At 34.6% G+C, this 26,996-nt stretch carries 30 protein-coding genes; 8 read left to right on the top strand and 22 right to left on the bottom strand.

The window, feature by feature from the left end; translation table 11 throughout:
* Positions 1–4: 4 nt before the first annotated feature.
* The 10 genes from NYE52_RS08240 to NYE52_RS08195 form a co-directional block, all read right to left on the bottom strand.
* A complete protein-coding gene (locus NYE52_RS08240) occupies positions 5–178 on the bottom strand; it encodes a hypothetical protein (protein ID WP_341192630.1) in 174 nt (57 codons plus the stop codon).
* Entirely contained in the window at positions 150–596 is a 447-nt protein-coding gene (locus NYE52_RS08235; protein WP_341192629.1) for a YlbF family regulator, read from the bottom strand. Before NYE52_RS08235 ends, NYE52_RS08240 begins: the two co-directional genes overlap by 29 nt.
* A 76-nt stretch (positions 597–672) precedes the next feature.
* Positions 673–1,092 (bottom strand): hypothetical protein, encoded by a 420-nt coding sequence (locus NYE52_RS08230; RefSeq protein WP_341192628.1) that lies wholly within the window; start codon positions 1,090–1,092, stop codon positions 673–675.
* Between the two features lie 90 nt (positions 1,093–1,182).
* Entirely contained in the window at positions 1,183–1,422 is a 240-nt protein-coding gene (locus tag NYE52_RS08225; RefSeq protein WP_341192627.1) for a YlbE-like family protein, read from the bottom strand.
* Positions 1,423–1,435: 13 nt separating this feature from the next.
* The gene (locus NYE52_RS08220) at positions 1,436–1,855 is read right to left on the bottom strand and encodes a YlbD family protein (RefSeq protein ID WP_341192626.1); all 420 of its coding nucleotides are present in this window, start codon (positions 1,853–1,855) and stop codon (positions 1,436–1,438) included.
* A gap of 188 nt (positions 1,856–2,043) precedes the next feature.
* Complete coding sequence (locus NYE52_RS08215) at positions 2,044–3,102, bottom strand: CAP domain-containing protein (RefSeq protein WP_341195138.1); 1,059 nt, start codon at positions 3,100–3,102, stop codon at positions 2,044–2,046.
* Positions 3,103–3,287: 185 nt separating this feature from the next.
* On the bottom strand, positions 3,288–3,755 hold the full coding sequence (locus NYE52_RS08210; RefSeq protein WP_341192625.1) for a DUF420 domain-containing protein: 468 nt from the start codon (positions 3,753–3,755) through the stop codon (positions 3,288–3,290).
* 172 nt (positions 3,756–3,927) lie between these two features.
* Positions 3,928–4,845: a heme o synthase gene (cyoE, locus tag NYE52_RS08205; RefSeq protein WP_341192624.1), complete on the bottom strand. Its 918-nt coding sequence runs from the start codon at positions 4,843–4,845 to the stop codon at positions 3,928–3,930.
* A gap of 391 nt (positions 4,846–5,236) precedes the next feature.
* Positions 5,237–6,469 (bottom strand): FtsW/RodA/SpoVE family cell cycle protein, encoded by a 1,233-nt coding sequence (locus tag NYE52_RS08200; RefSeq protein ID WP_341192623.1) that lies wholly within the window; start codon positions 6,467–6,469, stop codon positions 5,237–5,239.
* Between the two features lie 230 nt (positions 6,470–6,699).
* The gene (locus NYE52_RS08195) at positions 6,700–6,981 is read right to left on the bottom strand and encodes a YlaN family protein (protein ID WP_312099315.1); all 282 of its coding nucleotides are present in this window, start codon (positions 6,979–6,981) and stop codon (positions 6,700–6,702) included.
* Between the two features lie 251 nt (positions 6,982–7,232).
* Here NYE52_RS08195 and NYE52_RS08190 point away from each other — a divergent pair, with 251 nt between their 5' ends.
* Positions 7,233–7,721: a peptidyl-prolyl cis-trans isomerase gene (locus tag NYE52_RS08190; protein WP_341192622.1), complete on the top strand. Its 489-nt coding sequence runs from the start codon at positions 7,233–7,235 to the stop codon at positions 7,719–7,721.
* Positions 7,722–7,786: 65 nt separating this feature from the next.
* On the opposite strand, the gene NYE52_RS08185 is transcribed toward NYE52_RS08190, so the two are convergent.
* Positions 7,787–9,115 (bottom strand): PhoH family protein, encoded by a 1,329-nt coding sequence (locus tag NYE52_RS08185; protein WP_445669099.1) that lies wholly within the window; start codon positions 9,113–9,115, stop codon positions 7,787–7,789.
* A gap of 223 nt (positions 9,116–9,338) precedes the next feature.
* Between NYE52_RS08185 and NYE52_RS08180 the strand changes: the two genes are divergently transcribed.
* Together NYE52_RS08180 and NYE52_RS08175 are read left to right on the top strand one after the other, a co-directional pair.
* Positions 9,339–9,947, top strand: coding sequence for a YhcN/YlaJ family sporulation lipoprotein (locus NYE52_RS08180; protein WP_341192621.1), 609 nt, complete (start codon positions 9,339–9,341; stop codon positions 9,945–9,947).
* A 67-nt stretch (positions 9,948–10,014) separates the two neighbouring features.
* Entirely contained in the window at positions 10,015–10,215 is a 201-nt protein-coding gene (locus NYE52_RS08175; protein ID WP_341192620.1) for a YlaI family protein, read from the top strand.
* A 52-nt stretch (positions 10,216–10,267) separates the two neighbouring features.
* Here the strand turns inward: NYE52_RS08175 and NYE52_RS08170 are convergent, their stop codons facing one another.
* Both NYE52_RS08170 and typA read right to left on the bottom strand, forming a co-directional pair.
* The gene (locus tag NYE52_RS08170; RefSeq protein ID WP_341192619.1) at positions 10,268–10,633 is read right to left on the bottom strand and encodes a cupin; all 366 of its coding nucleotides are present in this window, start codon (positions 10,631–10,633) and stop codon (positions 10,268–10,270) included.
* Positions 10,634–11,080: 447 nt separating this feature from the next.
* A complete protein-coding gene (gene typA, locus NYE52_RS08165) occupies positions 11,081–12,913 on the bottom strand; it encodes a translational GTPase TypA (protein ID WP_341192618.1) in 1,833 nt (610 codons plus the stop codon).
* Positions 12,914–13,256: 343 nt separating this feature from the next.
* Between typA and NYE52_RS24705 the strand changes: the two genes are divergently transcribed.
* Positions 13,257–13,451: a DUF5325 family protein gene (locus NYE52_RS24705; protein ID WP_445669098.1), complete on the top strand. Its 195-nt coding sequence runs from the start codon at positions 13,257–13,259 to the stop codon at positions 13,449–13,451.
* Positions 13,452–13,455: 4 nt separating this feature from the next.
* Here NYE52_RS24705 and NYE52_RS08160 read toward each other — a convergent pair whose 3' ends face one another.
* Both NYE52_RS08160 and NYE52_RS08155 read right to left on the bottom strand, forming a co-directional pair.
* Complete coding sequence (locus NYE52_RS08160) at positions 13,456–14,256, bottom strand: inositol monophosphatase family protein (RefSeq protein ID WP_341192617.1); 801 nt, start codon at positions 14,254–14,256, stop codon at positions 13,456–13,458.
* Positions 14,257–14,508: 252 nt separating this feature from the next.
* Positions 14,509–14,703 (bottom strand): hypothetical protein, encoded by a 195-nt coding sequence (locus tag NYE52_RS08155; RefSeq protein WP_341192616.1) that lies wholly within the window; start codon positions 14,701–14,703, stop codon positions 14,509–14,511.
* Between the two features lie 261 nt (positions 14,704–14,964).
* Here NYE52_RS08155 and NYE52_RS08150 point away from each other — a divergent pair, with 261 nt between their 5' ends.
* A complete protein-coding gene (locus NYE52_RS08150; protein WP_341192615.1) occupies positions 14,965–15,585 on the top strand; it encodes a YktB family protein in 621 nt (206 codons plus the stop codon).
* 164 nt (positions 15,586–15,749) lie between these two features.
* Here the strand turns inward: NYE52_RS08150 and NYE52_RS08145 are convergent, their stop codons facing one another.
* Positions 15,750–16,022, bottom strand: coding sequence for a UPF0223 family protein (locus NYE52_RS08145; RefSeq protein ID WP_341192614.1), 273 nt, complete (start codon positions 16,020–16,022; stop codon positions 15,750–15,752).
* Positions 16,023–16,613: 591 nt separating this feature from the next.
* Here NYE52_RS08145 and NYE52_RS08140 point away from each other — a divergent pair.
* Positions 16,614–18,083 carry an aminotransferase class I/II-fold pyridoxal phosphate-dependent enzyme gene (locus NYE52_RS08140; protein WP_341192613.1) on the top strand — a complete coding sequence of 490 codons (1,470 nt, stop codon included), beginning with the start codon at positions 16,614–16,616 and terminating at the stop codon, positions 18,081–18,083.
* A gap of 118 nt (positions 18,084–18,201) precedes the next feature.
* Positions 18,202–18,537: a hypothetical protein gene (locus NYE52_RS08135; RefSeq protein ID WP_341192612.1), complete on the top strand. Its 336-nt coding sequence runs from the start codon at positions 18,202–18,204 to the stop codon at positions 18,535–18,537.
* Between the two features lie 275 nt (positions 18,538–18,812).
* Here the strand turns inward: NYE52_RS08135 and NYE52_RS08130 are convergent, their stop codons facing one another.
* The 6 genes from NYE52_RS08130 to NYE52_RS08105 all read right to left on the bottom strand — a co-directional run bounded on the left by NYE52_RS08130 (position 18,813) and on the right by NYE52_RS08105 (position 25,452).
* Positions 18,813–19,067 carry a hypothetical protein gene (locus tag NYE52_RS08130; protein ID WP_341192611.1) on the bottom strand — a complete coding sequence of 85 codons (255 nt, stop codon included), beginning with the start codon at positions 19,065–19,067 and terminating at the stop codon, positions 18,813–18,815.
* Between the two features lie 205 nt (positions 19,068–19,272).
* Positions 19,273–20,682, bottom strand: coding sequence for a dihydrolipoyl dehydrogenase (lpdA, locus tag NYE52_RS08125; RefSeq protein WP_312096868.1), 1,410 nt, complete (start codon positions 20,680–20,682; stop codon positions 19,273–19,275).
* Positions 20,683–20,686: 4 nt separating this feature from the next.
* Complete coding sequence (locus tag NYE52_RS08120) at positions 20,687–21,967, bottom strand: dihydrolipoamide acetyltransferase family protein (protein ID WP_341192610.1); 1,281 nt, start codon at positions 21,965–21,967, stop codon at positions 20,687–20,689.
* 88 nt (positions 21,968–22,055) lie between these two features.
* A complete protein-coding gene (locus tag NYE52_RS08115; RefSeq protein ID WP_095329054.1) occupies positions 22,056–23,033 on the bottom strand; it encodes an alpha-ketoacid dehydrogenase subunit beta in 978 nt (325 codons plus the stop codon).
* 3 nt (positions 23,034–23,036) lie between these two features.
* A complete protein-coding gene (pdhA, locus tag NYE52_RS08110) occupies positions 23,037–24,152 on the bottom strand; it encodes a pyruvate dehydrogenase (acetyl-transferring) E1 component subunit alpha (RefSeq protein ID WP_341192609.1) in 1,116 nt (371 codons plus the stop codon).
* Between the two features lie 616 nt (positions 24,153–24,768).
* On the bottom strand, positions 24,769–25,452 hold the full coding sequence (locus tag NYE52_RS08105) for a YkyA family protein (protein ID WP_341192608.1): 684 nt from the start codon (positions 25,450–25,452) through the stop codon (positions 24,769–24,771).
* Positions 25,453–25,674: 222 nt separating this feature from the next.
* On the opposite strand from NYE52_RS08105, the gene def reads away from it, so the two are divergent.
* Entirely contained in the window at positions 25,675–26,229 is a 555-nt protein-coding gene (gene def / locus NYE52_RS08100; RefSeq protein ID WP_341192607.1) for a peptide deformylase, read from the top strand.
* The last annotated feature ends 767 nt before the right edge of the window (positions 26,230–26,996 follow it).

Here is a 26,996-nt window from a genome sequence, read left to right as displayed (position 1 = left end):
CCCTTTAAATACCATTATTTATCATAATAGCATAGGCAAAGAAAATAGAAAAGCTGGAATCTACTTTTACAGAAGCTAGGAAGCCATTAATGACGCTACAAAAATAAAAAAGCAATGATCCTACATTCTGATCATTGCTTTTTCGTATATTAGGCAGAACAACTACAGCTTCCACCACTTCCACAACCACCTGAGCAACCAGAAAGTTCATCAAAAAATGGATTACCTGTTGGTACTTTAATAAAAGTAGAAACAGAACGTCCAATAATAACACTGACATCATCTAGTAGCTTTTGTAAACCATTCTCCGCTACTTTAAATGCTGCCACATTATCATCTACATCCATATCGCGTTTAAGCTGTCGAATTTCCATCATGACTTTTTTATATTCAGGATGATATTTTCCAAAACGCTGAACCTCTTCATATAGTTCTTTCATTTGGTTAAAGGAATGAATTTTCCGCTGTGTTTCCTTATTTGATTGAATATTGGCCAAACAAATACGGTATTGTTCTGCAACATCTGAGTCTAATATCATTTCTGCAATCGCTTCTGCTTCCTCTTGAATAAGAAGTATTTCAGTTGTCGCAAGCACGTATTCGCTCACCTCCAATTCTTATTCTACATGAAAGACAGAAGAAAGAAAAGGCTTGTGATTTCCTTTTTCTAACCTATTCATTTACGATGACTTGAAATGACTTTTTATATTTTGGCATCTTGCTTGCAACATCAATAACCGATAAGGTCATCGTATGCTTTCCTGCTTTTAGTCCTTCTATTACAAATGCTGCAGAAGAATATTCTTTCTTTTCACCGTTCATTTCCAAAACAATTTTCCCTAAGTTACCATTACTATCTTCTCTGAAAGAATAATCTTTCACTTTGCATTCAATAAATACTTTATTCCCTTTCACAATATGGTGAACATAAAAGCCCGCATTTTCTGAAGAGGCTTGTACAGCCGCAGTTGCAGGAAGAGAATAATGAGCAGTAGCTTCTTTTTTTGGCTTTACTTCTGGATCAGGGAGATCATTCCCACAACTAGCTAAAAGGAAAACAGCAGGAAGACAAATCAATTGGATTTTTTTCAACGTAAACACTCCTGGTAATTTTAATGAATTCTTTTAGGTTAGTATTACCATTCCTGTTTATTTTACTCTAAGTATCCTTTTCCTAAAGCTTTAAGATTGAGCGTTCATTGCTTGAAACATGCTAACCATCATGGAAGCCATTTGAACCCCATTTGAAAACTTTTGAACATGATCAGGGATGGTTTTCTTATAATAATGAAGTGACGCTATCTCAAAGGCTTCCAATTGATTTGGATTTCTGCTTAGCTGTCTATACCACTGTGGCTGTTCCCGTATAAATTGTTGTAATTCCGTATTCTGCGCAATATATTCTTTTATACTCTGTCTCATATACTCCTCCTATTTAATCTTTTCTAAAAGAAAATGGTCCAGAAGGTTTTTGTTCGGTTGGCGCAGATGATCCACTTGAACCACTATTCGGGGCAAATTGAGATATAACTCCTTGTATGGTTCCTAAAGCTTGATTTAAATTTGCTAAGTACCCCTGTATCTGGTTTTGGTCCATGTTTTTTAATGTGTCGAAAATATTAGACATCCAGACGGTTTTAGTAGATGATGCATCTTTCTCCTTTTCTTCAGAAGCTTCAGAACTACCTTCTCGTAAACCGTCCCATCTTGCATCATTTGGACCTAATAAATACCAATCCTCATATAATTCCTGTAATGTCACCTTCCCGTTTCTGGCTTCTTTCAATATTTTCGGATTTGCTTTCACAAATGCTTTAAATTCTTCTATAGAAGGATGAAGTTGTTTATTCGCCATCGTTATTTCACCTCTAATTTGATACATCTGCCTATATTACCTTATGATGCACTTTAGAAAATGTGCATTCTCTATTAAAAAATCCTCTTTCCTTTTATGATAATAATTAGATTATCCTAATTATTTCACAAAAAAACTGCCAACCACTTCATTACGAAGTTGTTGACAGTCTTTTGCTTATATACCTTTTACCATTGCTCGATAAAATTCTGTGTGTAGTATTTATCAAATACTCCTACTCCAAGATGAGTAAATTTCTCATTTAATAAACATTCACGATGCCCTTTGCTGTTTAGCCAACCTTCCATTACTGCAGGTGCATCCGCATAACCTGCTGCAATATTCTCCCCAGCAACTTGATAAAATACGTCCCCTGCTTTTAAGCGGTCCTCTAAATCTCCATACTTCTCTGACGTATGGGAAAAATCCTCTGTTTCAAACATATCTTTACTATGACCTAATGCCACTTCAGCAGTTGGTTGATCCCACTCCACTGTATTTAATTCAAATCTTTTTCTTAGTACATTGGTCATATCTAATATTTGTTTTTCATTCCCCTCTTGAATCGCTTCATTATCCTCTACATTATTTTCCGTTTCTAATAGTTCTCCGCGATAAACTAATTCATATGGTCTTAAATGAAGTAACGTACGTGCATCCATGTAACGAATACTTGATAAAGTACCGTTAAATTTATCAAAGTACAGCTGTGCATAATAATCGCCTATTTGAATAAGTGGGCGGTTATTTATTTCATCCTCCGATAATTCGAAACGATACGAAGAATTTTCATAATTAAAGCTAATATTTGTTTCAATTGGTGTTGTTGTATAAATATCCCCAACTTCTTGTCCAATTTTATAAGGGTTAATATTTACATCACTACCAATCGCATAAACAGTCACCACTTTATCATTCAGAATTCCCGCTTGAAAATATTGAGAGTCTTTCTTATTGTAAATCCACCAATTGTATTCATATGCTGATGGATCAATTCTAGCTGGTTCTCCATACTTCTCTTTTAATTCACTTACACTTTTACCGATTAAGCTCCCTAAGCCCTCTTTAGGAACTGGTAGAATTTGCGTATTTTCATTTTCTTCTTTGAGATTATCCTTCACTTTTGTAGGATTATCCCCATTTTCCACTAGTACCTCTTGCTGATTCTTATCATCTGTTATACTAAAATAGAATCCAATCGCCGATAATACTGCAATAATTACGACAGTTCTTAATAAAATTTTCAGAGGATTCCCCCCTCTCTAGCATTGTTTCTATTAATATATGTAGCATTCTTACTAAATAGTATAACTTACTTTAAATAATTTTAATAGAATTAGTAGTTTTGGATTTCTTGCCATATAAGTAAGGAAAACTCATTAAAAGAACAATAAAAAAATGCTTCTATTTTCTAGAAGCATTTTTTTATTCATTAAAAGCCTAATATCGCCTTTATAACAGATGTTGTTTCTCCTCCGTGATAGAAAACATAGAGAAGTAAATAGACAGCTGTTCCTGTAATGGCTGTAATAAACCAGATAATACTTGTTATTGGACCTAATTTACGGTGTTTCGCATATTGTTTTTTATAGCCTGTATACAACATGATAATTCCTAATACTGCTCCTATTGTTGCCAGTGTAATATGAAATATTAAGAAGATTGTATAGTAAATCTTAATATCATCTGGTCCACCAAAGGAAGTGTTCCCTATGAAAATCGTTCTTGATGCGTAAATGATGAAAAAGATAACAGCAAAAATGGCTGCAATAAGCATTACTGTCTGATGCTCTTTTCTTTTTCTTTTCTTGATTAATCCCCAACCAATAGCTACAAAAATGCCGCTTAATACGATAAATGCTGTACTTATTGTCGGCAAAATCGGTAATGTAAATTCCATTAAACTACCCACTCCATAAAATATTTACCTCTTTGTTTAGAAAATCCCCTTTTTCCCTTTGTTCCATTACGTTCTGAGAATTAAAATCACAGAAAGCCTTACTCTTTATGAAAATGGCCATTCCCTTAATATAATTTATTCTAATGGATTGTTTTCCCCTAAAACGAATTCCTTAGAATAATGTGAATACTACCATTGAAACAAATAGAATCGTTAAATATTGAATAGAATAGATAAACATTGCAGTAGCCCACTTATATTCATCTTGCTTTTTACTTGCTCGAATTCCTGTAACAACCCATCCTATATTCAGTAATGTTGCTAAAATTAAAAATGGAATTCCAATTTGATATAGCAAAAATGGAAGTGGAAATAAAGCGACAATCCAAATATACGTATGCTTCTTCGTTACTTCAAATCCTTTAACAACCGGTAACATCGGAATTCCCGCTGCTCGATACTCTTCTACTCTTCTAATTGCTAAAGAATAGAAATGGGGTGGCTGCCAGACAAACATAATTAAAAATAAGCTCCAAGCAATAACATGAAGACCAGGATCAATTGCAGCCCATCCAATTAATGGAGGAACCGCTCCAGAAAAACTACCAATAACCGTATTAGAAACTAGTCTTCGCTTAGACCACATTGTATAAATTACGACATAGCTAAATGCGCCGACTAAGGCGATTACCGTTGCAGTGATAGTAGTTAACAATAAAAACAATGTTCCAATTAATAGAAAGCCAAATCCTAAAATGGCAACATTTATAGGCTTTGCTTTTCCTGTTACAGTCGGTCTAGCCTTCGTTCTTTCCATTAATGGATCAATATCACGATCAATAAAATTATTTAAAACACAGGAACCAGCAATAATTAAACCTGATCCAATCAAAGTATATAAAACTGTATCAATTTGCTCTAAAAACCTTACATCCGTAAAGACAATTGCAAGCCAGATTCCTGTAAAAACAGTAATTAAGTTTGAATTTACGATTCCTATTTTAATTAATGCAAGAAAATCCTTCCAAGCACTTGTTTCGGATTGTTTATTCGTCAATTTGGCATCAGGATATACGCGAGAATTAGCCATTTGATCATGTCTCCCCTTTCCATTACATAGTAAAGGATAAAATACTATATAAATAACCGTTCATTTTCCTTGTGTCATTATTCACATTTAACAATATAGTAATGTTAAAAAAGACTCTTTTGCTATTAAAACATATTTCCATTAAGATTTCTCTATTTTTTTGAAAAAACTTCAGTTTTCACATTATTGGTAAACCTTACCATTAATTCCCCACTCTAAGAGAGCATATTATCGAATAGAAGACACTCTTCTTATTATAGCTTTTTTTTACTAGGAAGCAAATCAATTAACTTTTTCTCCTATACTTAATGCTACTAGATGAAGATTAAAGCTAAAAAAAAGATAGCACCACTTTTTCTGGGCTATCTTTTCTATTTCATTAAAGACTTTATTATAAAGGTCGGTTTGTCCGCATAAATGGAGAATTAGGTTGTTTAGGAATATCCACAACTTCCTCTTCTTTTGATTTATATACTCTCTCGTATTTTACAAACATGGAAACATTCACCAATATCCCCATCCCGATGGATAATTGTAATAGAGAAGATCCTCCATAACTCACAAAAGGTACTGGTACACCCGTTAAAGGGATTAATCCAGAAACCCCGCCAATATTGATAAAGGCTTGTATCCCAATCATACTAGAAATTCCTATCGCTAATAAGCTTCCAAAAGGATCTTTACACTTTAATCCGGTATAAATTCCTCGTAAAACAATATAGCTTAGTCCTAAAACAACAAAACCTACGCCAAATATCCCTAATTCTTCTGCTATTACCGCCATGATAAAATCTGTATGACCGTCTGTTAAATAGCCAAGCTTTTGTACTCCTTGACCCAAGCCAACACCTTTAAGGCCACCAGAGCCGATAGCGATAAGTGAGTTACTCATATGGTAACCGGAATCTTGCACAACATCCTCGCCAAACGGGGAATCCATAAACACAAATATTCTCGCCATTTGCTTCTCAGTAAACATACTTTTACCAGCCAACTGCATACAAAGAAGGAATAAGAGTAAAAACGTTAATCCAATAAGCATCAGCTTCGATAAGTTCTTCCAATTCATTCCTGAACAGAGAATAATCGTTGCACCAATCATAACAATGATAACCGCTGTTCCAAAATCAGGCTGAATCATAACTAGAGCACTAACAATAACTAGATAGGCTAGCGGCGGGACAACTCCCCTATTAAATTCATTAATATATGACTGCTTTTTTGAATAGATAGCCGATAAATAAATGATTACAGATAATTTAACAAACTCTGCCGGCTGAAGACTGGAGGTTCCAATTTTATACCAGCTTTGCGCATTTCCATAAACACTACCGAACAAAAATATTCCACCTAAGAAAAAAATAGACCCAAATACCATCGGCACTAATATTTTATTGCTTAATAGAGCTTTATATGGGAAAAGTGCAACTAGAATAAAGGCGAACCCAGCAACTACAATATTCTTAATCTGCCTCTTATAATAAAAATCACTACTATCTTGTCCGTAATATTGGACTGCTGAAACCATGCTTGCACTATAGATCATAATTAACCCAAATAAAACTAATAGCATCATTGCTATAATAATTGTATAATCATACGATTTTAATATCTTCTTTACCATTCAACCGCATCCCTTATTCATTCTCCTCATTTAGAGTATTCGTTGTTTCTTATCTATTTCCTGCTGAAAAGGATAAACTTCTATTCATTCTCTCAAAATATTGGGCATAAACTTTTTTACTATATATCTTAAAATGACCCTTGTTTCGTATGTACTTCCCTTATTTTAGAATAATACACCTAGCCACTAAAAAAACTCAAACAATGAATGCTTTTGTTTGAGTTTACTTTTTATTTTCTTATAGATGCTTCGTGCAAATTCGATAATTCTTTTTCCAATTCATCTAAAATCTTCTTGCCAACCTGCTCTTCTACTAATCCTAATCGAATAGCAAAATCTATCTCTTTCGATAATCCATACATTTGCGTATCCAATACCTCTTCATATAGAGGACATTGAGGCATTGTTAAATTATCCATCTGAACTTTAATTAGTTTTAATATCTTTTCAGCATCAGCTTTCAATAGCTCATTTGCTTTTTCTTTATGATTAATAATCATTTCAGAAGTCAATCCTATCCCCCCGTTTCCGAGCGATTATCCTATCTATAAAGTTTAAACTCAACCTAGAAAAATTGCAAGAACAATCCCCTTTAAAAAATCTAAAAGTTTTCGTTTCTTACCTACTGAATGACAGATAAACAAGAAGAAGTTATACTTAAATTAACATAAGTTTGAATCTGCTAATTAAAAAAATCTTAATCCCTCATTAATTTGCAGAATTTTTATACAAACAAAAAAAACAATTAAGGAGGAGTTTATGAATGAATAGTATTATCCAAGTTACTGGGTTGGTAAATTTTCCAATTACGATTGATCCAACTGTGTGGATATTTGATGATCGTAAGCAAACCGCTGATTCAGTATTTGCGCCCGTGGAAGTGAAGGATGAATTAGAAGCGTATACAAAAGAAGCCTCCAAGCATTGGGATCAAGAGATTACAGAAGGTGCAAAAGTTCCAGAGCAATCCACGAAAACCTATAAAAAAGTAGAGATGCTGACTGGTACCTTTTATATGGCTTTAGCTCCCTTTATTAAAAATGCTGAACCAAAGGAAAACGCAACAACTCTTTTAATCACAACAGAAGACGAAGAACATGCAATTCCATTAGAAGAAATAGATTCGATTTTCCTATTATTTTGCGTAAAAGGAAAACCGCTTACAGAAGATGGTCCTGTACATATTTACGATAATACAAAAGACAAAGAACAAACGCCTATCAAAAATGTCAAAGCAATTAAAATTACATAATTTCCACCCATACATACGCCATCTAGCATTACTAGATGGCGTAAACATTGCTCATTAGCAAAATTTTATAATAAATCTGCAGCCAGCTGTGCTAAAGAGGATCTCTCTCCTTTAACTAATTTCACATGTCCGGCAATTGGTTGGTCTTTAAAACGCTCTACTACATAGCTTAATCCATTATTAAAGGCATCTAAATATGGATGATCAATTTGTTCTGGGTCCCCCATTAAAACAATCTTACTTCCTTCTCCAACCCTTGTTAAAATCGTTTTCACTTCATGCTTCGTTAAGTTTTGTGCTTCGTCAATAATAATAAACTGGTCTGGAATACTTCTTCCTCTAATATACGTTAATGCCTCTACTTCAATAGATCCCATTCCTGCAAGGATCGCTTCTAATTCCCCAGGCTTCTTTGTATTGAACAAATACTCGAGATTATCAAAGATTGGCTGCATCCACGGCCTTAATTTTTCCTCCTTCTCACCAGGAAGGAAGCCTAAATCTTTCCCCATCGGTACAATCGGTCTTGCCACTAATAATTTTTTATAATCCCCAAAGTCTTCTGTTTGCATTAAACCTGATGCTAATGCCAATAAAGTTTTCCCTGTTCCAGCTTTTCCTATTAGTGTAACTAAAGGCATGTCTTTCTTTAATAACATTTCAATCGCCATTGTTTGTTGCACATTTCTTGGGCGGATTCCCCAAATATGCTCATGATCGAACACTAGCTTTTTAATATATTTTCTCGATGAATCCACGATTGCTAATGCCGAAGAGGAAGATCCTAGAATGTCCTTTAAGATAAGAAACTGATTTGGATAATACATCCCATTGCCAATTTCCGTTATAGGAAGCTGTCCATTCTCATAAAAGCGATTTAATACATCAATCGTTACTTGTACATCCATAAAACCGGTATACAAATCTTCATTTTCAACTACTCGGTCACTTAAAAAATCCTCACTCATAAGCCCAATTGCGTCTGCTTTAACACGAACTAGTGTATCTTTACTTACTAATATAACGGTTCGTCCATTTTCTTTTTTGCTTTCTTCTATTGATAAATTTTTTGCAACTGCTAATATTCGGTTATCATTGGTTTTTTCTACAAATATTTCTTGAAGCTCATGAAAAGAACGGTGATTCAGTTCAATCCGTATAGTTCCACCATTCTCCAAAGGAATCTTATCGTGCAACTTTCCTGCTTCTCTTAAGTTATCGATCAATCTAGATATTTGCCTTGCGTTCCTTCCGATTTCATCCATGTACCGTTTTTTGCTGTCAACCTCTTCTAAAGCTACTGCTGGAATTACTACATCATTGTCACTAAAAGAAAAAATGGAATAAGGATCCTGTAACAAGACATTTGTATCCAATACGTAAATTTTACTCAAACCGATGCCCCCTGCTCTAAAACGTCATATATTGCTGCACTTATCCGTGTAACGGAAAGAACCTTGGTAAAATATATGTTTTACCGCATAAAGATAGAAGATATTTTGCACAATAAAGAGAGAGGAAGTGTAAAAAATCATAAAAATGCTCATTTACACCTAGGAATTCGGTGTAAATGCACACTTTTAGAAGTTATTCTTCAATATTAAGGAGGTAATTTTTATGAAAAAAGGATATTTTATAATTGCAATCCTTTTTCTGCTTGCTGGATGTAATAACAATAATGTAGAAAATAGCCAACAATCGGAGAATAGAGATAATACCCCTCATGTAACAAATGTAAAAAATTCTACAATACAGGAAGTGGATCGAAAAACGGGACAGGATATCGCCAAAAGACTCGTTTCCCTTGCAACAAGTATTGAAAATGTGAATGATGCAACAGCAGTTGTGATTGGGAAATATGCCCTTGTAGGTGTCGATATCAATGCTGACTTAGATCGTTCGGAAGTAGGTTCCATCAAGTATACCGTTGCTGAAAGCTTAAAGAACGATCCTGATGGCGCAAATGCTATCATTATTGCTGACCCTGATATAACTGCAAGATTGAAAGAAATTGGTGAAGATATACAAGATGGAAAGCCAATCCAGGGAATTTTTAATGAATTAGCTGATATTAGTGGCAGACTTATTCCTGAAGTCCCTGCTGATATGATTAAAAATGAACCAGATAGAGATATGAAAAAAACGAACGAAAAATTAAATGAAAAAGAGGAAAAAGAACTGAAAAAAGATCAAGATGAACAGTCCAATAATCATATAAGAGATTAAAATTCGATTTTCTATACAATTTTATATTATAATGAGCCTATAATCTATTTGATTAGAGGTGCAGCTATTGAAAGTAAAATGTGTGATATGCGATAAAATTGAGGATATAGACGAAAACTCCTTTGAAGCAAAACGTCTGAGAAATAGACCAATTCATACGTATATGTGTAAAGAATGTGAAGATAGAATCGCGTTAAACACAAAAAAAAGAATCGATTCTGGAAACTTTGTTCTTTATCAAAATAAAACGCAAGAAGATGATTGGTAAGTAGACAAGCTTTTGTATAAAAAGAAGATCTTTTAACTAAGGTCTTCTTTTTTTATATACGCTTCTCTTTTAACGGCATTTTTAATTCAGGCATTATATCTTCACTTTCAATAACGATGGCTGTTAACCCAATATCTGTTTTCGTTTCATGCCATTCCTCTTTATCCCAGAACACCGCATCCCCACTTCGAACTTGAAACCATTCATTCGTTTCTCCTCTAACATAGCCCACTCCATTAACAATTAACAAAAGCTGAGGTACTACCGCTTGATGAAAGCCAATAATCCCATTTTCTTCAAGATGCATACATCCAATATGAGCTGCTTTCTCTGTTTGAACGATGCGACTAAGGATAAAATTAGAATTAAATGGAGTGATTTTCTTACCAGACTCTTTATTAAATTGAAAAATCTTCATTATATTCCTCCCTTTCCTTTATTTACTAATTACAAAATAGAGTTTGATGGAAGAAAACACTTTAATTATTTTGATTATGTTGTTGTATTACTATTAGTGGGAGGGTATTAAATTTTGATAGCTATGAAGAGGTTATTCAGTTACTTCTTATTCTAGTTTTTCCTTTTTGACTTCATTTTTTATTACTTGCAATGGTTAATGTGGCTTTTCATCTACGGGATGAACGCTATTTTTTTCACTCAAAATGCTTCATGTAGCTTTTATCCCCTTTATGAACACCACTTTTCCCTCTCACAACGCTTCATGTGGCTTTCATCCCCTTTATGAACACCACTTTTTCCACTTGCTCAACAATCCCTAATACCGATTTCCAGCCATAATAACCCTCTCCGCCCTTTTCCAAACACAAAAAAGAAGCCATCACCCGATGACTTCTTTTTACTCTTATTATTCAGCAGATTTTTTCTTCTTGCCTGCTCTTTCACGTTCTGCTTTATTTAAGATTTTTTTACGTAAACGAATGGATTCTGGAGTTACTTCACAATACTCATCTTCATTTAAGTATTCTAAAGATTCCTCTAGAGTCATAATTCTTGGTTTTTTCATTGTTGCTGTTTGGTCTTTGTTTGCTGAACGGATGTTTGTTGCTTGTTTTACTTTTGTGATATTAACAGTGATGTCATTTTCACGTGTATGCTCTCCAACAATCATTCCTTCATAAATTTCAGTTCCAGCTTCAACAAAGATAATTCCGCGGTCTTCTACTTGCATGATTCCATAAGTAGATGATTTTCCTGATTCCATACTTACTAATACACCTTGGCGACGTCCACCAACTTGGCCAGATGCCATTGGTTGATAGCTATCGAATGTATGGTTGATGATACCATAACCGCGAGTCAATGTTAAGAATTCAGTTGTATAACCAATTAGTCCACGAGCAGGTACGTTAAAGATTAAACGAACTTGTCCGTTACCATTATTGATCATATCTAACATTTCACCTTTACGAGCACCAATTGACTCCATTACAGAACCTGTATGCTCTTCAGGAACATCAATTTGTACACGTTCAATTGGCTCACAACGAACACCATCTATAGTTCGAACAATTACTTCTGGTTTTGAAACTTGAAGCTCATAACCTTCACGACGCATGTTCTCAATTAAGATAGATAAATGAAGCTCTCCACGTCCTGATACAGTCCAAGCATCTGGAGAATCAGTATTTTCAACACGTAAGCTCACATCTGTTTCTAATTGAGCGCGTAATCTTTCTTCAATTTTTCTTGAAGTTAAATATTTACCTTCTTTACCTGCGAAAGGTGAGTTATTAACTAAGAATGTCATTTGAAGAGTTGGCTCATCGATACGTAAAACAGGAAGTGCATCTTGATGTTCAAACGGACATACTGTTTCACCAACGTTAATATCTTCCATTCCTGATACTGCGATTAAATCTCCAGCGTATGCTTCTTCGATTTCTTGACGTTTCAATCCGAAGAAACCAAAGATTTTTGTTACACGGAATTGCTTAACAGTTCCATCTAATTTCATTAACGCTACTTGTTGACCAACTTTCATCGTACCGCGGAATACACGACCGATACCAATTCTTCCAACATAGTCGTTGTAGTCTAAAAGAGCTACTTGGAATTGTAAAGGCTCTTCGCGATTATCAACTGGTGAAGGAATATGATCTACAATTGCATCATATAATGATTGCATGTTCTCATCTTGTTTTTCAGGGTTTGTGCTAGCTGTACCATTAATAGCTGATGCATAGATAACAGGGAATTCTAATTGTTCTTCTGTTGCATCTAACTCAATAAATAAGTCAAGAACTTCATCAATTACTTCAGCAGGACGAGCAAAATCACGGTCAATTTTGTTAACAACTACAATTGGAGTTAAGTTTTGCTCTAATGCTTTTTTCAATACGAAACGTGTTTGAGGCATACAACCTTCATATGCATCAACAACAAGTAGAACACCGTCAACCATTTTCATGATACGTTCCACTTCTCCACCAAAGTCAGCATGTCCTGGTGTGTCTAAGATGTTAATACGTTTATCTTTATATTGAATAGCAGTATTTTTCGCTAATATTGTTATTCCACGTTCTCTTTCTAAATCATTGGAATCCATTGCACGTTCTTCCACATGTTCATTTGTACGGAATGTGCCGGATTGTTTTAGCAGCTGATCAACCAACGTCGTTTTACCGTGGTCAACGTGAGCAATAATAGCAATGTTACGAATATCTTCTCTAATTTTCAAAAATTTCACTCCTACCTAAAATATGTCTATCTGGATTTAACTTATTTTTTTAATAATATTATAACTGAGTCATTATATCACATAATTACGAAGAAACCTAAATGCTTTTAAAAAAAATACCGAATGTAAACGCTATTTCCAAAAAATATTTTTTAACCAACCCATTTATCCTATAAATTATCAAATTCTTTACATTATTTCTGTTCTTTCCATTCCATACCATAGTATTATAGAAGGGGGAACCACAGATAAAAAACCCCACATCATTCGCTGTGGGATGGTTTTAAGATTATCATACGCTATTATTTCGGATTAATATACACCATAATAAAGGAAGATAAACATGAATTTTGATAAATATCCATTTTTTCACTATAACATTTATGGAATTTCAAGTTTTGTTAGTATCGGGATATGTATTGTTGAAAAAACATTAATTGGCACACTTATTTGCTTTTTCCTGTTTTGTAGCATATGGTTCCTTAGATCCCATAAAAAAAAGAAAATGCAGCAAGTAATCGCAAAACAGCGTTCTTAGTTGTTTACCAATTACCATCCTTTAAATATTTTTGAAGAATTTCATCATGCAATCCAGGTTTAGACGCAAAAAAGGATTGTTGGGTTAATAAATCGAGAGACTCATTTCTTAAAGTTGTTACCTTTCCTCCCAGTTCTTCTACCATTATCTTACCTGCTGCATAATCCCAAGGAGATAATCTTAAAGTTAAGTACGCATCCATACGTCCAGCAGCGATATAGGCAAGCTCTAAACAAGCAGAACCAAAAGATCTTGTCCCTCTTGACTCTCTTACAAGTGGTTCTAATATAGTCGGATCTATCCGTTTATTTTTTGTAACCCATGTGGCATTTAACCCAATTATCGCCTCTTCAACAGCAGTGTCCTTTAACGGCAATAGCTTAGTATCATTCATATAAACACCATTTCCTTTTTGAACATGATAAAGTTCATCTGCTACAACATCATATATGAGGCCGATTTTTCCTACTCCCTCTTCATAAATTCCAATAGAGATAGCAAAATCCCGTTGCATATGAACAAAATTCATCGTTCCATCAATTGGGTCAATAATCCAAACGATTCCTTTTAAGTCTTCTAAAGATTCACTTACCCCCTCTTCTCCTAAAATGCGATGAGAAGGGAAAACCTCATTAATTTTATGAATCAAGAATTCTTCTGTTCCCTTGTCAATTTGTGTGACTAAATCATTTTTACTTGATTTTGTTTGAATAACGAGCTCGGACGAAAAAGACTTGATGATTCTTTCGCCTGCCTCTTTAATCCATTCTTTTGCATACTTATCGATTTCAAGCCAATTTGTCATCTTCTCAACCTTCTTTACATTCTTTTTTATCACTTACTATATTTTAGCTTATCTAATTCGTAAACATACTTCAAGAATAATCAAAAAAATCAATCCTTATAATCTATAGTACCATATAAGAAGAAAATCCCACGAGTTACTGCTCGTATTAAATCCTTCCATTCCATGCAAAATCATGTAGCTGACTCTATAGGAAAAAATTCGTCCTACAGAGTCAGCTACATGATCACCTAACTTCTTTCTTATTATTTATTACAACGCTTTAAGTCTTAGAAGTTCCTGTCTAATTCTTTCTAGTTTTTGCTTACTTAATTTTTTTTGCTTTTCATTCTTTTCATTGATTGCATCGAATAAGGTAGCCAACTCATAATCCATTTCTAGACGAAGAACGGCCTTTTTTTCCTTTTCCACTTCCATTTTCTTCGCTAAATTCATTAATTGTTTCACTGACAGTACACCCCTTTCATCGACTTGCATTTCTGTTGATTTCATATATATTATGTGGAAACCAATTAGCTTGCTCCTTTTTTGTGCTATAACCTAGTTCAATCCATATTTCTTCATAATATTATTTATGTATGCTACAATATTTGCGAAAAGCATATCTAAAGATGAAGATGCAAGTAACTGACTAGATAGCTTACTTGATTTTATATACACTATTTACCCGGAAACTTTAGAGATAAACTAAAAAGGAGATAAGAAATAATGGCGTTCACTGGTTTTGCACAAAAAGATTTTGATACATTTATGATAGAAGGACTGGACTCACGAATGGAAGCAATCCAAGAGAGAATTCAGCCAAAATTCCGTGAAATTGGCACAGAGCTTACAGAGCAGCTTTCTGGAAAACTTGGGATGGAAATGTTCCTGCATATTGCTAAACATGCAAGACGCACTGTAAATCCGCCAAAAGATACATGGCTTGCCATTGCAAGTAATAAGCGCGGATATAAACAACATCCTCATTTCCAAGTTGGATTATTTGATGACCATTTGTTTATTTGGCTAGCTTATATATATGAACTTCCTAAAAAGAAAGAAATTGCAGAAGGCTTTTTAGCGAATTACGAGCTATTAGAGTCAACTCTGCCAAAGAATTATTTCCTTTCTATGGATCATATGAAAAAAGAAGCTGTCACAATTGGAGAAGCCGATTTAAGCGCAGCCTTAACTAGATTCCGCGATGTAAAGAAAGCTGAATTTTTAGTGGGACAGCAAATTCCTGTTGGGGACCCTATTCTCTCAAACGGAGAAGCATTACTTTCCTTAATTGAAGAAACGTATGAGACATTACTTCCAATATATAAATTGTCATTGGAGTATTAAATCGGACAAGCTATATGGACAGCGAGAACACAAAAAACTTGGGATTCCTACCCAAGTTTTTTTATCTTTATATACGGATGGTTATTATCAGCCAATAATAACCATCCCTGTATGTATATGTAAAGTGCATTTCTTCCGCTTTAGCTACAGAAACAAATTTTCGCTTACGGCATCTTTATTTTACTATTATCCGGTGCTTCTTTTGCTTTCTTTATCGTTCGGTAGGTTGAATACCCACTTACTTCTTCAAATTCATCGCAAACTTTCTTTTCTTGCGCTTTCCCGGGTACAATTTTTTTAAATGCACGGTATTGTTCCATTAACTCTGTCTTGTCTACCCCTTTTTCAAAGGCTAGTTCGATGCATTCAAAAAATTTAACCACTGTAATAATTTCATCTGTAGACCAATCGATATCAATTGGATATTGATAATCCATCTTTTCACATCCTATCATTATTTTTGCAACTGAAATTATTGTAATGTAAGTATCGAAGAATGTAAAACAGCGCCTTAAACTTCTGCTAATCCCCTTTTTAAACCACATTGAAATATAAAATTAGGCTGTTTTCGTAAAGTTTGTTGCGATTATCCCCATATCAGAATACACTTCGCTTTCCGTGGGGCTAAGCTTAAGCCTCCTCAGCTTCGACTCCGGGGTCTCAGACTGTCTCGCTAATCCCCGAGGCAACTACGTGTATTCCGGCTGCTCCATTATTCAACTAACTCTTTTCTCCTATTGAAAAAACAACAATCTTTTAGAAAACAGCCTAAAATTATGATGTAAATAAATAATTCTTTTCCTCATACTAAAAACTAATTGTATGCAAAGAAAATAAAAAATGCTATAATTCTTTTGTTTTATGATTTTTATATATTATGATTAGGGTAATAACTAGTAATCAGTAGTTAATTTTAGACAATACAGCGACAAAATACACTGTACATTTTCTAGCAACTACATAAGGAATTTCAATAAAGTTCGCTTAAAATTGCATAAAAATACTAAATAAAGAGGTGTGGTAATAAATTGTCACAACACGAAACACCGTTATACCACGGATTATTGGAACATGTTAAAAAGGATCCTGTACAATTTCATATACCTGGGCATAAAAAAGGAAATGGAATGGATCCAGAATTTAGAAACTTTATCGGAGAAAACGCCCTTTCGATAGACCTTATTAATATTGGTCCACTTGATGATCTTCATTATCCAAAAGGGATGATTAAACAAGCTCAACAACTTGCTGCAGAAGCATTTGGAGCAGATCACACTTTCTTTTCCGTTCAAGGCACAAGTGGTGCTATCATGACAATGATCATGAGTGTTTGTGGCCCAGGAGATAAAATAATTGTTCCGAGAAATGTTCATAAATCAGTTATGTCTGCGATTATATTTGCTGGAGCAATCCCAATTTTCATCCATCCAGAAGTGGATAAAAACCTTGGCATTTCCCATGGAATCACCATTGAATCTGTTCAACATGCTTTAGACCTTCATCCAGATGCGAAGGGCCTATTAGTCATTAACCCAACTTATTTTGGCATTTCTGCAGATTTAAAGACGATTGTCGATTTAGCACATTCTTATAATATCCCTGTTCTTGTAGATGAAGCACATGGGGTTCACATTCATTTTCATGAGGATCTTCCCATGTCTGCTATGCAAGCTGGTGCAGATATCGCAGCAACAAGTGTACACAAACTTGGTGGTTCAATGACGCAAAGCTCGATTTTAAATATGAGAGGCAATTTAATTAGCTATAAACGTGTACAATCTATTTTAAGTATGCTGACAACAACAAGTACTTCCTACCTGTTACTAGCATCTCTAGATGTTGCTAGAAAACGCCTTGCAACAGAAGGAAAAGAGTTGATCGATAAAACGATTAATCTTGCGCAATATATTCGTAGACAAATTAATGATATAGATCATCTATACTGTGTTGGGGAAGAAATTCTTGAATCTGATTCAGCTTTTGATTACGACCCAACAAAGCTGATAATTTCTGTGAAAGATCTTGGCTTAACTGGTCATGATGCAGAAGAGTGGCTTCGTAAAAATTATCGTATTGAAGTAGAAATGTCTGATCTGTATAATATCCTGTGTATTATTACACCTGGTGATTCAGAAAGAGAAGCAAATATTTTAATTGATGCCTTAAAAGCTCTAGCCGAAGAACGAAAAGACAAAGCTTCGAGAGTAGAGGCAAGAGTGATGCTACCAAACATCCCTCTTTTAGCATTAACACCAAGAGATGCATTCTATTCAGAGACAGAATTAATTAATTTTGATGAGTCCGTCGGAAGAGTGATTGCAGAATTCATAATGGTGTACCCACCAGGAATCCCAATTTTCATCCCTGGTGAAATTATTACGGAAGATAACCTTACCTATATTAAAAGAAATATGGAAGCAGGATTGCCTGTTCAAGGGCCTGAGGATTACGATTTTAAAAAGCTTCGCGTCATTAAGGAGCATCGTGCAATAAGATAATAGAATTATAATAATGAACAGGAATGCCAAATGCAGGTATTCCTGTCTTCTATTTGGAGATAACTGAATAATAAGCATCTATCTTCTAGAGGTATTTGAAAGATTGGAGTTTTCTTTTTTGAAAAAATTTATTGTTATTACGATTATAAGTTTACTAACTAGCCTTGCAACCCCCTTTATCTTTAAAAATTACGTGGAACATAAACCAGAACAATTAGAACAATCCTTCCGTTTTGGTGGTCCAATCCCGTTCGCAGAACAACAAAAGCTGTTACCTGCTTCATCGAATGCATATCCTTTAGAAGTTTCATTCGAGTCTCCGATTCAAACGAAAACAATTTTTCATCCAGTTTCGTTTATTTTTAGTTTTCTTGTGTTTTTCTTGCTAATTCTATCAATCTACACTGTTTTGAAAAGCTATTTTGGAAAAATACCAGCAAAACGGAGACAATAAAATAAGTTACGTGGGCTTTGATTCTATATAGATAACATGCCTTTGTTTATTACAAGGGATTTTTGCTTTAAAAGAAGTAGTAGATAATGGATCAGTGGATTTCTCTGTTACCTTTTTGCTGCTTCTCTACTCTATTTCGGCGTAGAGACGCTTTCTCTTTTACCTTTTTGCCGCTTCTCTACTCCTTACGGCTCACGCTCAGAGACTTCTTCTCAGTTTACAAAAATCCAACTAATCCTATAAGAACAACAATTTTATCGTTATCACTTTTTCTTTCATACTACAGAAATAATCGTCATAATTAAATGGAAGGAACCGTAAATGGATAAACTGATCATTGTGGCTAACATTGTTTTTCTTGTTGATTTTATGATTGAATTTCCTATGATAATAGCCAAATAAAAAAATACCCCGAACATAAACACTTTATATAGAATTAAATCATGTCTTGATAACCATTCAATAATGGAAAATCCACTCCAAATGATTAGTTGAAATAATATTGCTGTATAAATCTTCAAGAAAAACACCACCCTTCCTCCATTAGCGATTAATACTAGTATATGTATCAATCTTTTGTTTTATTTTATAATTATTTTCTTGAAAAAAACAGCAATAAGGCTGGATAAAATATAGCTAATTATATTAAAAATGTGTAAATTCAAGAGATTCCTTCTCTATTTTTAAACTCAAAAAAAAGAAGCCCTCTTTAAAAGAGGACTTCTTTTTTAATAATTAACGTAAGATATGAATTGGGTTACCAATTGCAACTTCCGCTGCTTCCATTGTTACCTCACCTAAAGTTGGATGAGCATGGATAGTCATAGCTAAATCTTCAGCTGTCATTCCAGCTTCGATAGCTAAACCTAATTCAGCAATCATATCAGATGCACTTGGACCAGCGATTTGAGCACCAATTACAAGACCATCTTCTTTACGTGTAACAAGCTTCATGAAACCTTCAGCATCGTTAAGAGCTAGGGCACGACCGTTAGCTGCAAATGGGAATTTAGCAGCTTTCACTTCGATTCCAGCTTCTTTCGCTGATGCTTCTGTGTGACCAACTGTAGCTAATTCTGGCTCAGAGAATACAACTGCAGGAATTCCTAAATAGTCGATTTCTGAGTTATGTCCAGCAATAACTTCAGCAGCAATTTTACCTTCATAAGAAGCTTTATGAGCTAATGGAGGACCAGATACTACGTCACCGATAGCAAAGATATTGCTTACAGTTGTACGGCATTGCTTATCTGTTTTAATGATTCCGCGTTCGCCTAACTCAATACCAACTTGTTCTAAGCCAAGTTCGTCTGTATTAGGTTTTCTACCAACCATTACGAATACATAATCAGCTTCAACTGATTTTTCTTCGCCTTTAACTTCATATTTAACAACAACGCCAGTGTCACTTTCTTCAACACCTTTAGCCATTGCTTTTGTAATGATTTCAGCGCCTTTTTTCTTAAGGTTACGAGTAACTAATGAAGACATTTGTTTTTCGAAACCACCAAGAATTTCGTCAGCACCTTCAAGGATTGTTACTTGAGTACCAAAGTTAGCATATGCTCCACCAAGTTCAGTACCAACATATCCTCCACCGATTACAACAATTTTCTCTGGAATTTCTTGAAGTGCAAGAGCACCAGTTGAATCAAGAACTCGTTTAGAGAATTTGAAAGTAGGGATTTCGATTGGACGAGATCCAGTTGCGATAATTGCATTTTTAAAAGTATAAGTTTGAGAATTTTTCTCGTCCATTACTTTTAATGTGTTAGCATCTACGAAATATGCTTCACCATATGCAATATCAATTTTGTTTCCTTTTAAAAGTCCTTCTACTCCACCAGTAAGCTTTTTAACAACACTGTCTTTCCAAGCTTGAACTTTTGAGAAGTCAACTTTTACATTTTCAGTTGTAATCCCCATGTCTGCAGAATGTGCAGCATGCTCATAACGATGTCCAGCAGAGATTAAAGCTTTAGAAGGAATACATCCAACGTTCAAGCAAACTCCACCTAATACGTTTTTCTCAACGATTGTAACTTTTTGTCCTAATTGTGCTGCACGAATTGCTGCAACATATCCACCAGGACCCGCACCAATGACTATAGTATCTGTTTCAATAGGAAAATCTCCAACTACCATGTTTTTACGCCTCCATTAACAATAGTTCTGGATCGTTCAATAAACGCTTAATATGATTCATTGCATTTTGAGCAGTAGCTCCGTCGATCATTCTGTGGTCAAAGCTTAAAGAAAGTGCTAATACAGGAGCAGCAACAATTTCTCCATCTTTAACGATAGCTTTTTCCGCAATACGACCAATACCTAAAATAGCAACTTCAGGATGGTTGATTACTGGAGTAAACCATTGTCCACCAGCAGATCCAATGTTAGAAATTGTGCAAGAAGCACCTTTCATTTCAGCTGGAGCTAATTTACCGTCTCTTGCTTTAACAGCAAGTTCATTAATTTCGTTAGAGATGTTAAAGATACCTTTGCGATCAGCATTTTTAACAACAGGAACTAATAAACCTTTTTCTGTATCAGCAGCAATACCGATATTGTAGTAGTGCTTATGAACGATTTCGCTTGTAGCATCATCTAATGATGTGTTTAAAGCTGGGAATTCTTTTAATGCACTTGTTAAAGCTTTTACTACATAAGGTAAGAATGTTAATTTAATACCTTTTGCTGCAGCAACTTCTTTATACTTCTTACGATGTGCAACTAAGTTAGACACTTCAATTTCGTCCATCAATGTTACGTGAGGAGCAGTGTGCTTAGAGTTTACCATTGCTTTAGCAATAGCTTTTCTAATTCCACTCATTTTCTCACGAGTTTCTGGGAAGTCACCTTCTGGAATAGCAAGTGGCTTAGGTGCTTCAGTAGTAGTAGTTTCAGCTGGAGCAGCTTCTGCAGCTGGTTGGCTAGCAGGTGCAGCACCACCATTTAAGTGTGCATCAATGTCTTCTTTCGAAATACGTCCGTTTTTACCAGAACCAGAAACAAGTTGAATTTCTACTCCTTTATCACGAGCATATTTACGTACAGAAGGCATTGCAATGATGCGTCTGCTTGGATCAACATCCGCTTCTTGTGCTTTGCTTTCTTCAGCAGCTTCAGGTTTTGCTTCTTCAGCAGCTGGAGCTTCATCAGCATGATCGCCTTTGAATTGTAGATTTTCGTATCCAGGAGCATCAAATGTAATTAATACATCACCAACGATTGCAACTGTTCCTTCTTCAACTAAAACTTCTTCTACAGTACCTTCAACTGGAGAAGGAATTTCAACTACTGCTTTATCATTTTGCACTTCACATAATACATCATCTTCTTGTACTTTATCGCCTGGTTTAACAAACCATTTTACGATTTCGCCTTCGTGAATACCTTCACCAATGTCAGGCAATCTAAATTGAAAAGCCAATGTGACAACCTCCTAATATTCTTATGAAAAATTTTCTTCTTTAACTAACTTATCTTCTAATTCTCATGCGAATTTTATTCGGTAATGATTAGAAAGTTAGAACTTTTTTAGCCGTTTCAATAATATCTTTAAAGTTTGGAAGCCATACAGTCTCTGCTTGAGTAAATGCAAATACAGTATCAGGTGCAGTTACACGTAGAACTGGAGCTTCTAAGCTTAGAATTGCGCGATCATTGATTTCAGCAACAACATTAGCTGCAATACCAGCTTGTTTTTGTGCTTCTTGAACTACAACAGCTCTTCCTGTTTTTTCAACAGAGCCAATGATTGTTTCGATATCTAGTGGGCTAACCGTACGTAAGTCAACTACTTCCACTGAGTATCCTTCTTTTTCTAATTCTTCTGCTGCTTTAATAGACTCTTGAACCATTGCTCCATAAGTAATGATAGAAAGGTCTTTACCTTCGCGCTTAACATCCGCTTTTCCAAGAGGAATAGTGTACTCTTCTTCTGGAACTTCTTGACGGAATGAACGGTATAATTTCATATGCTCTAAGAAAATAACAGGATCGTTATCTCGAATAGCAGAAATTAATAAACCTTTAGCATCGTAAGGAGTTGATGGAATAACAACTTTAAGACCAGGTTGTTGTGCCATTAATCCTTCTAAGCTGTCCGCATGAAGTTCAGGAGTATGAACTCCACCACCAAATGGTGAACGAATTGTTACTGGTGCATTGTAGCGACCACCTGAACGGTAACGCATACGAGCCATTTGTCCAGAAATACTATCCATTACTTCATAAACGAAACCAAAGAATTGAATTTCCGGTACTGGACGGTAGCCTTGAAGTCCTAAACCGATTGCTAAACCACCAATTCCAGATTCAGCTAATGGAGTATCAAATACACGATCTTCACTGAATTCTTTTTGAAGACCTTCTGTCGCACGGAATACACCGCCGTTTACACCTACGTCTTCTCCAAATACTAATACATTTGGATCATTACGTAATTCTGTGCGTAACGCATCAGTGATTGCTTGAATCATAGTCATTTGCGCCATGGCTTACTTCGACTCCTTTGCTGCATAAATTTCATATTGTTCTTGAAGATTAGCTGGTAGCTCTTCATACATGATGTTCATTAAGTCAGTAACTTTTTGTTTTGGAGCTTCGTCAGCAATTTTAATTGCTTCTTTAATTTCTTCTTTAGCACGCTCGATTACTGCGTTTTCTTTCTCTTCGTTCCAAATGCCTTTGTTTTCAAGGAATTTACGGAAACGTACTAAAGGATCTTTCTTTTCCCATTCGCTATCAAGGTCAGCAGTACGGTAGCGAGTTGGGTCATCCCCAGCCATTGTATGTGGACCATAACGGTAAGTTAAAGTTTCGATTAATGTAGGACCTTCTCCGTTGATTGCTCTTTCACGAGCTTCACGAACAGCAGCATAAACTGCTAAAGCGTCCATACCATCTACTTGAATTCCAGGGATACCTGCAGCAACTGCTTTTTGAGCAATTGTTTTCGCAGCAGATTGTTTCTCAACTGGAGTAGAAATTGCAAAACGGTTGTTTTGAACAACGAAAATTGCAGGAGCTTTGAATGCACCAGCAAAGTTAATTCCTTCGTAGAAATCACCTTGTGAAGCACCACCGTCACCTGTATAAGTAATTGCAACAGATTTAGCACCACGTTTTTTCATTCCTAATGCTACACCAGCTGTTTGGATGTATTGTGCACCGATAATGATTTGTGGAGAAATTACGTTAACACCTTCAGGAATTTGATTTCCTTGGAAGTGACCACGTGAGAATAAGAATGCTTGAGATAAAGGAAGACCGTGCCAAATAATTTGTGGAACATCACGATATCCTGGAAGAATGAAATCTTCTTTTTCTAATGCGAATTGAGAAGCTAATTGAGAAGCCTCTTGTCCTGCAGTAGGTGCATAGAAACCTAGGCGACCTTGTCTGTTTAATGAGATAGAGCGTTGATCAAGAATACGAGTATATACCATACGAGTCATTAATTCTTGTAATTGCTCATCACTTAAATCAGGCATTGCAGATTCGTTTACAACTTCGCCCTCTTCATTTAGAATCTGAAGTGTTTGAAATTGGTTTGCCACTTGTTCAAGCTGTGCTTGCACATCAAATTGTGCCTTCTTTGTTTTAGAAGCCATTAAAGCCACCCTTTCCTTTCATATTAAAAGACTTTTCTCTGTAAAATGCTACATGTCTACAGTTGTAAACATTGAGTTAGGTAACGCTTTCTATTACTTACAGCATATCACTTTAAGCAACAAAAAAAACCATACTAAAACAGTTTTCCACAAAATACGCAAGAAAAAACGTCTTATAAATTAATTCGGTTTCCGTATAGACTGTATCAATTATTTATATGTAAATATTAATACAACTGTTCAATACATGTATAAGTTTAATATACTTAAATATTATCCGTCAATCTTTAAGCTCGAAGTTTTTAATATTTTTTTACATAAAATTAATCTAACTGTATTATTTATAAAATAGCATCTGTATCATACAGATTCCACTATTCGCAACTGTTTTATAATAATTTATCTAGTTGTCGAATAAACAGCATTCTTGCTTTTTTAAGGAAGGAACCGTTTTTTTATGTTTTATCGAACTCTGTTAAATAGAGAAATCCATTATATTAAACCATAAAAAAAGTCATAGAAACAGTTTGTCCAACAGAGTAAATTTATTACTCCCAAGACTTTCTGTTCTATGACTTATTTTAATTATTGTAGGAAGACATTTTTTTAAAATTGTTTATTTCTCTTCCTTCTCGTCACTCATTTTAATTTTAATTCCAGCTTCGTTGTAAAAGTCTACTTTTAATTCATTATATTTTTTCGTTAACTCATTAAACTTTTGGTTGTTTTCGTATACCATCTCATACGTTTCATTGATTTTTTTCACTTGATTTTCTAAATCTTCCATATTAACGTCTTTATCTTTAAACATTTCATACAGTTTTTTATCGCTATTAAGACCTTCTATGTAATTACCGTATAATTTATCATGTTCTTCATAACGAGCCATCATTGTTTTATAAAGCTCATCTGCTTTTTCTTTTAACTGTTTATCTTCCTTTTCTTCAAGATCTTCCATATCAGATGTTATTGTCTCAAACTTTTCTTGTGACTGCTTTATACTATCTGCTTCTTTATCCATATATTCTTTTCGTTTTGCAATGGATTCGATCGCCTCGTCCGATAACTTTGTAATTTCATCCATATCTTCTAAACCAAGACTAATAATTTTGGAATAAATATCTTGTTCTTTCTTTTCTAAAGTTACAAGAGGCTCTTGTTGTTCTTCAAAACCAATTTCAATTTCAACTACTTCTTCGAGTTTTTCATACATTTTCTCACTCGGAGACTGAAAATTACAGCCAGCAGCAATCATTGCAAATAGCATGATTGTGCTAATCATTAAAATATTTCTTTTCATCTGTTTCCTCCTCACTTTCTTATAACTATATCGATTCTTCTGTATTTTTACAATAACGGTTGGCTGATAACTAATATATATAATAAACATATTAGCTTGTCCTGTAATATATTATAGGTATATATAATTATCTTGTTGCATAAAGTACTATTCTCTTATATTAACTTTTTATTCTTTCTCTGTTAGACTACTTTATAGACAGATACAAGGAAGTGATTATTTTTGATTACAATGGAAGATATTATTCGCGATGGCCATCCGACATTAAGAAAAGTGTCTGCGGAAGTTACCATGCCACCAAGTCAAGAAGAAAAAGATATTTTGAAAAGCATGCTTGAATATGTAATAAATAGTCAAGATCCCGAAATTGCGGAAAAGTATGGCTTAAGAGGTGGTGTAGGATTAGCTGCCCCACAAATAAATGTTTCAAAACGCATGATTGCGGTGCACGTTAAAGATGAAAATGGCAAGCAATATAGCTATGGGCTTTTTAATCCTAAAATCATTAGCCATTCGGTAGAAAAAGCCTATTTAACTACAGGAGAAGGCTGTCTCTCTGTAGACGAAGCCATTCCTGGATTTGTACCAAGATACGCAAGAATCACGGTAAAAGGAATCGATTTGGATGGAAAAGATGTGAAACTACGCCTTAAAGGCCTGGTGGCTATTGTGTTTCAACATGAAATCGATCATTTAAATGGTGTCATGTTTTATGACCATATTAATGAAAATGATCCGTTTCTTCCTATTGATAATGCAATCCCTGTAGAAAGATAAGCTTAAACTTCCCAATCCTTCTTTTTTGGGTTCGATCATTTACAACATAAATCTTCGAGCCTTCCCCTTCCTCTTTTCTTCAAAATGCAATGAAAATAGGTTAGAATTCGGTCTAGATATTCCCCCTCTTAATCAGCTTTCTTTAAAAAACCATTTAAGCTAAAGCCTATTTTACAATTACCAACATTATCCATGAGAATCCTACAAAAAAAAGCATATACTATTAATATAAAAGGCATTTTCATCTAGAATGTGATAATTATCATCGTTTCCACTTTGAAAATAGCCTGATAAAATGAACGAACCATTCACTGTTAAATAGATTATGTAAAATCACTTTCAATTTAAATAGAAAAATCAGTCAAAAACAACATCTCAAAAAACTATTTTTTTACAAAAAGATATATAAAATGAGAAGATGACTTTACTTTGTACAAGAATGGTTTAAAATAGAATTAAGGAGATGATCCACTATGTTAAAGAAGCTAAGAAAAAAGCTTTTAAAACAGTGGAAAGATTTACTGCGTAAAAAAACAATAGCTTAAAAAATTGAAGGGTATTTTTATGGTCTGACCTATGCCACGCTTTATTAAATATAGTGGTTATTATACCACTATATTTACAAGTTGAGTGGAGATGAGTCTGACCTTTTATTTTATAATCATTTCCTAGTGGGTAATGTACATACTATAGTTACTTTTCTATCCAACCATTGATTGATAACGATTGCTATTAAAAGAAAAAACATGAAAAACATGTTATTTTTT

The sequence above is a fragment of the Niallia sp. FSL W8-0635 genome, from assembly GCF_038007965.1.
GTDB lineage: Bacteria > Bacillota > Bacilli > Bacillales > Cytobacillaceae > Niallia.
The sequence above is the reverse complement of the archived record's forward strand: the minus strand, read 5'-3'. Positions and strand labels throughout refer to the sequence as shown.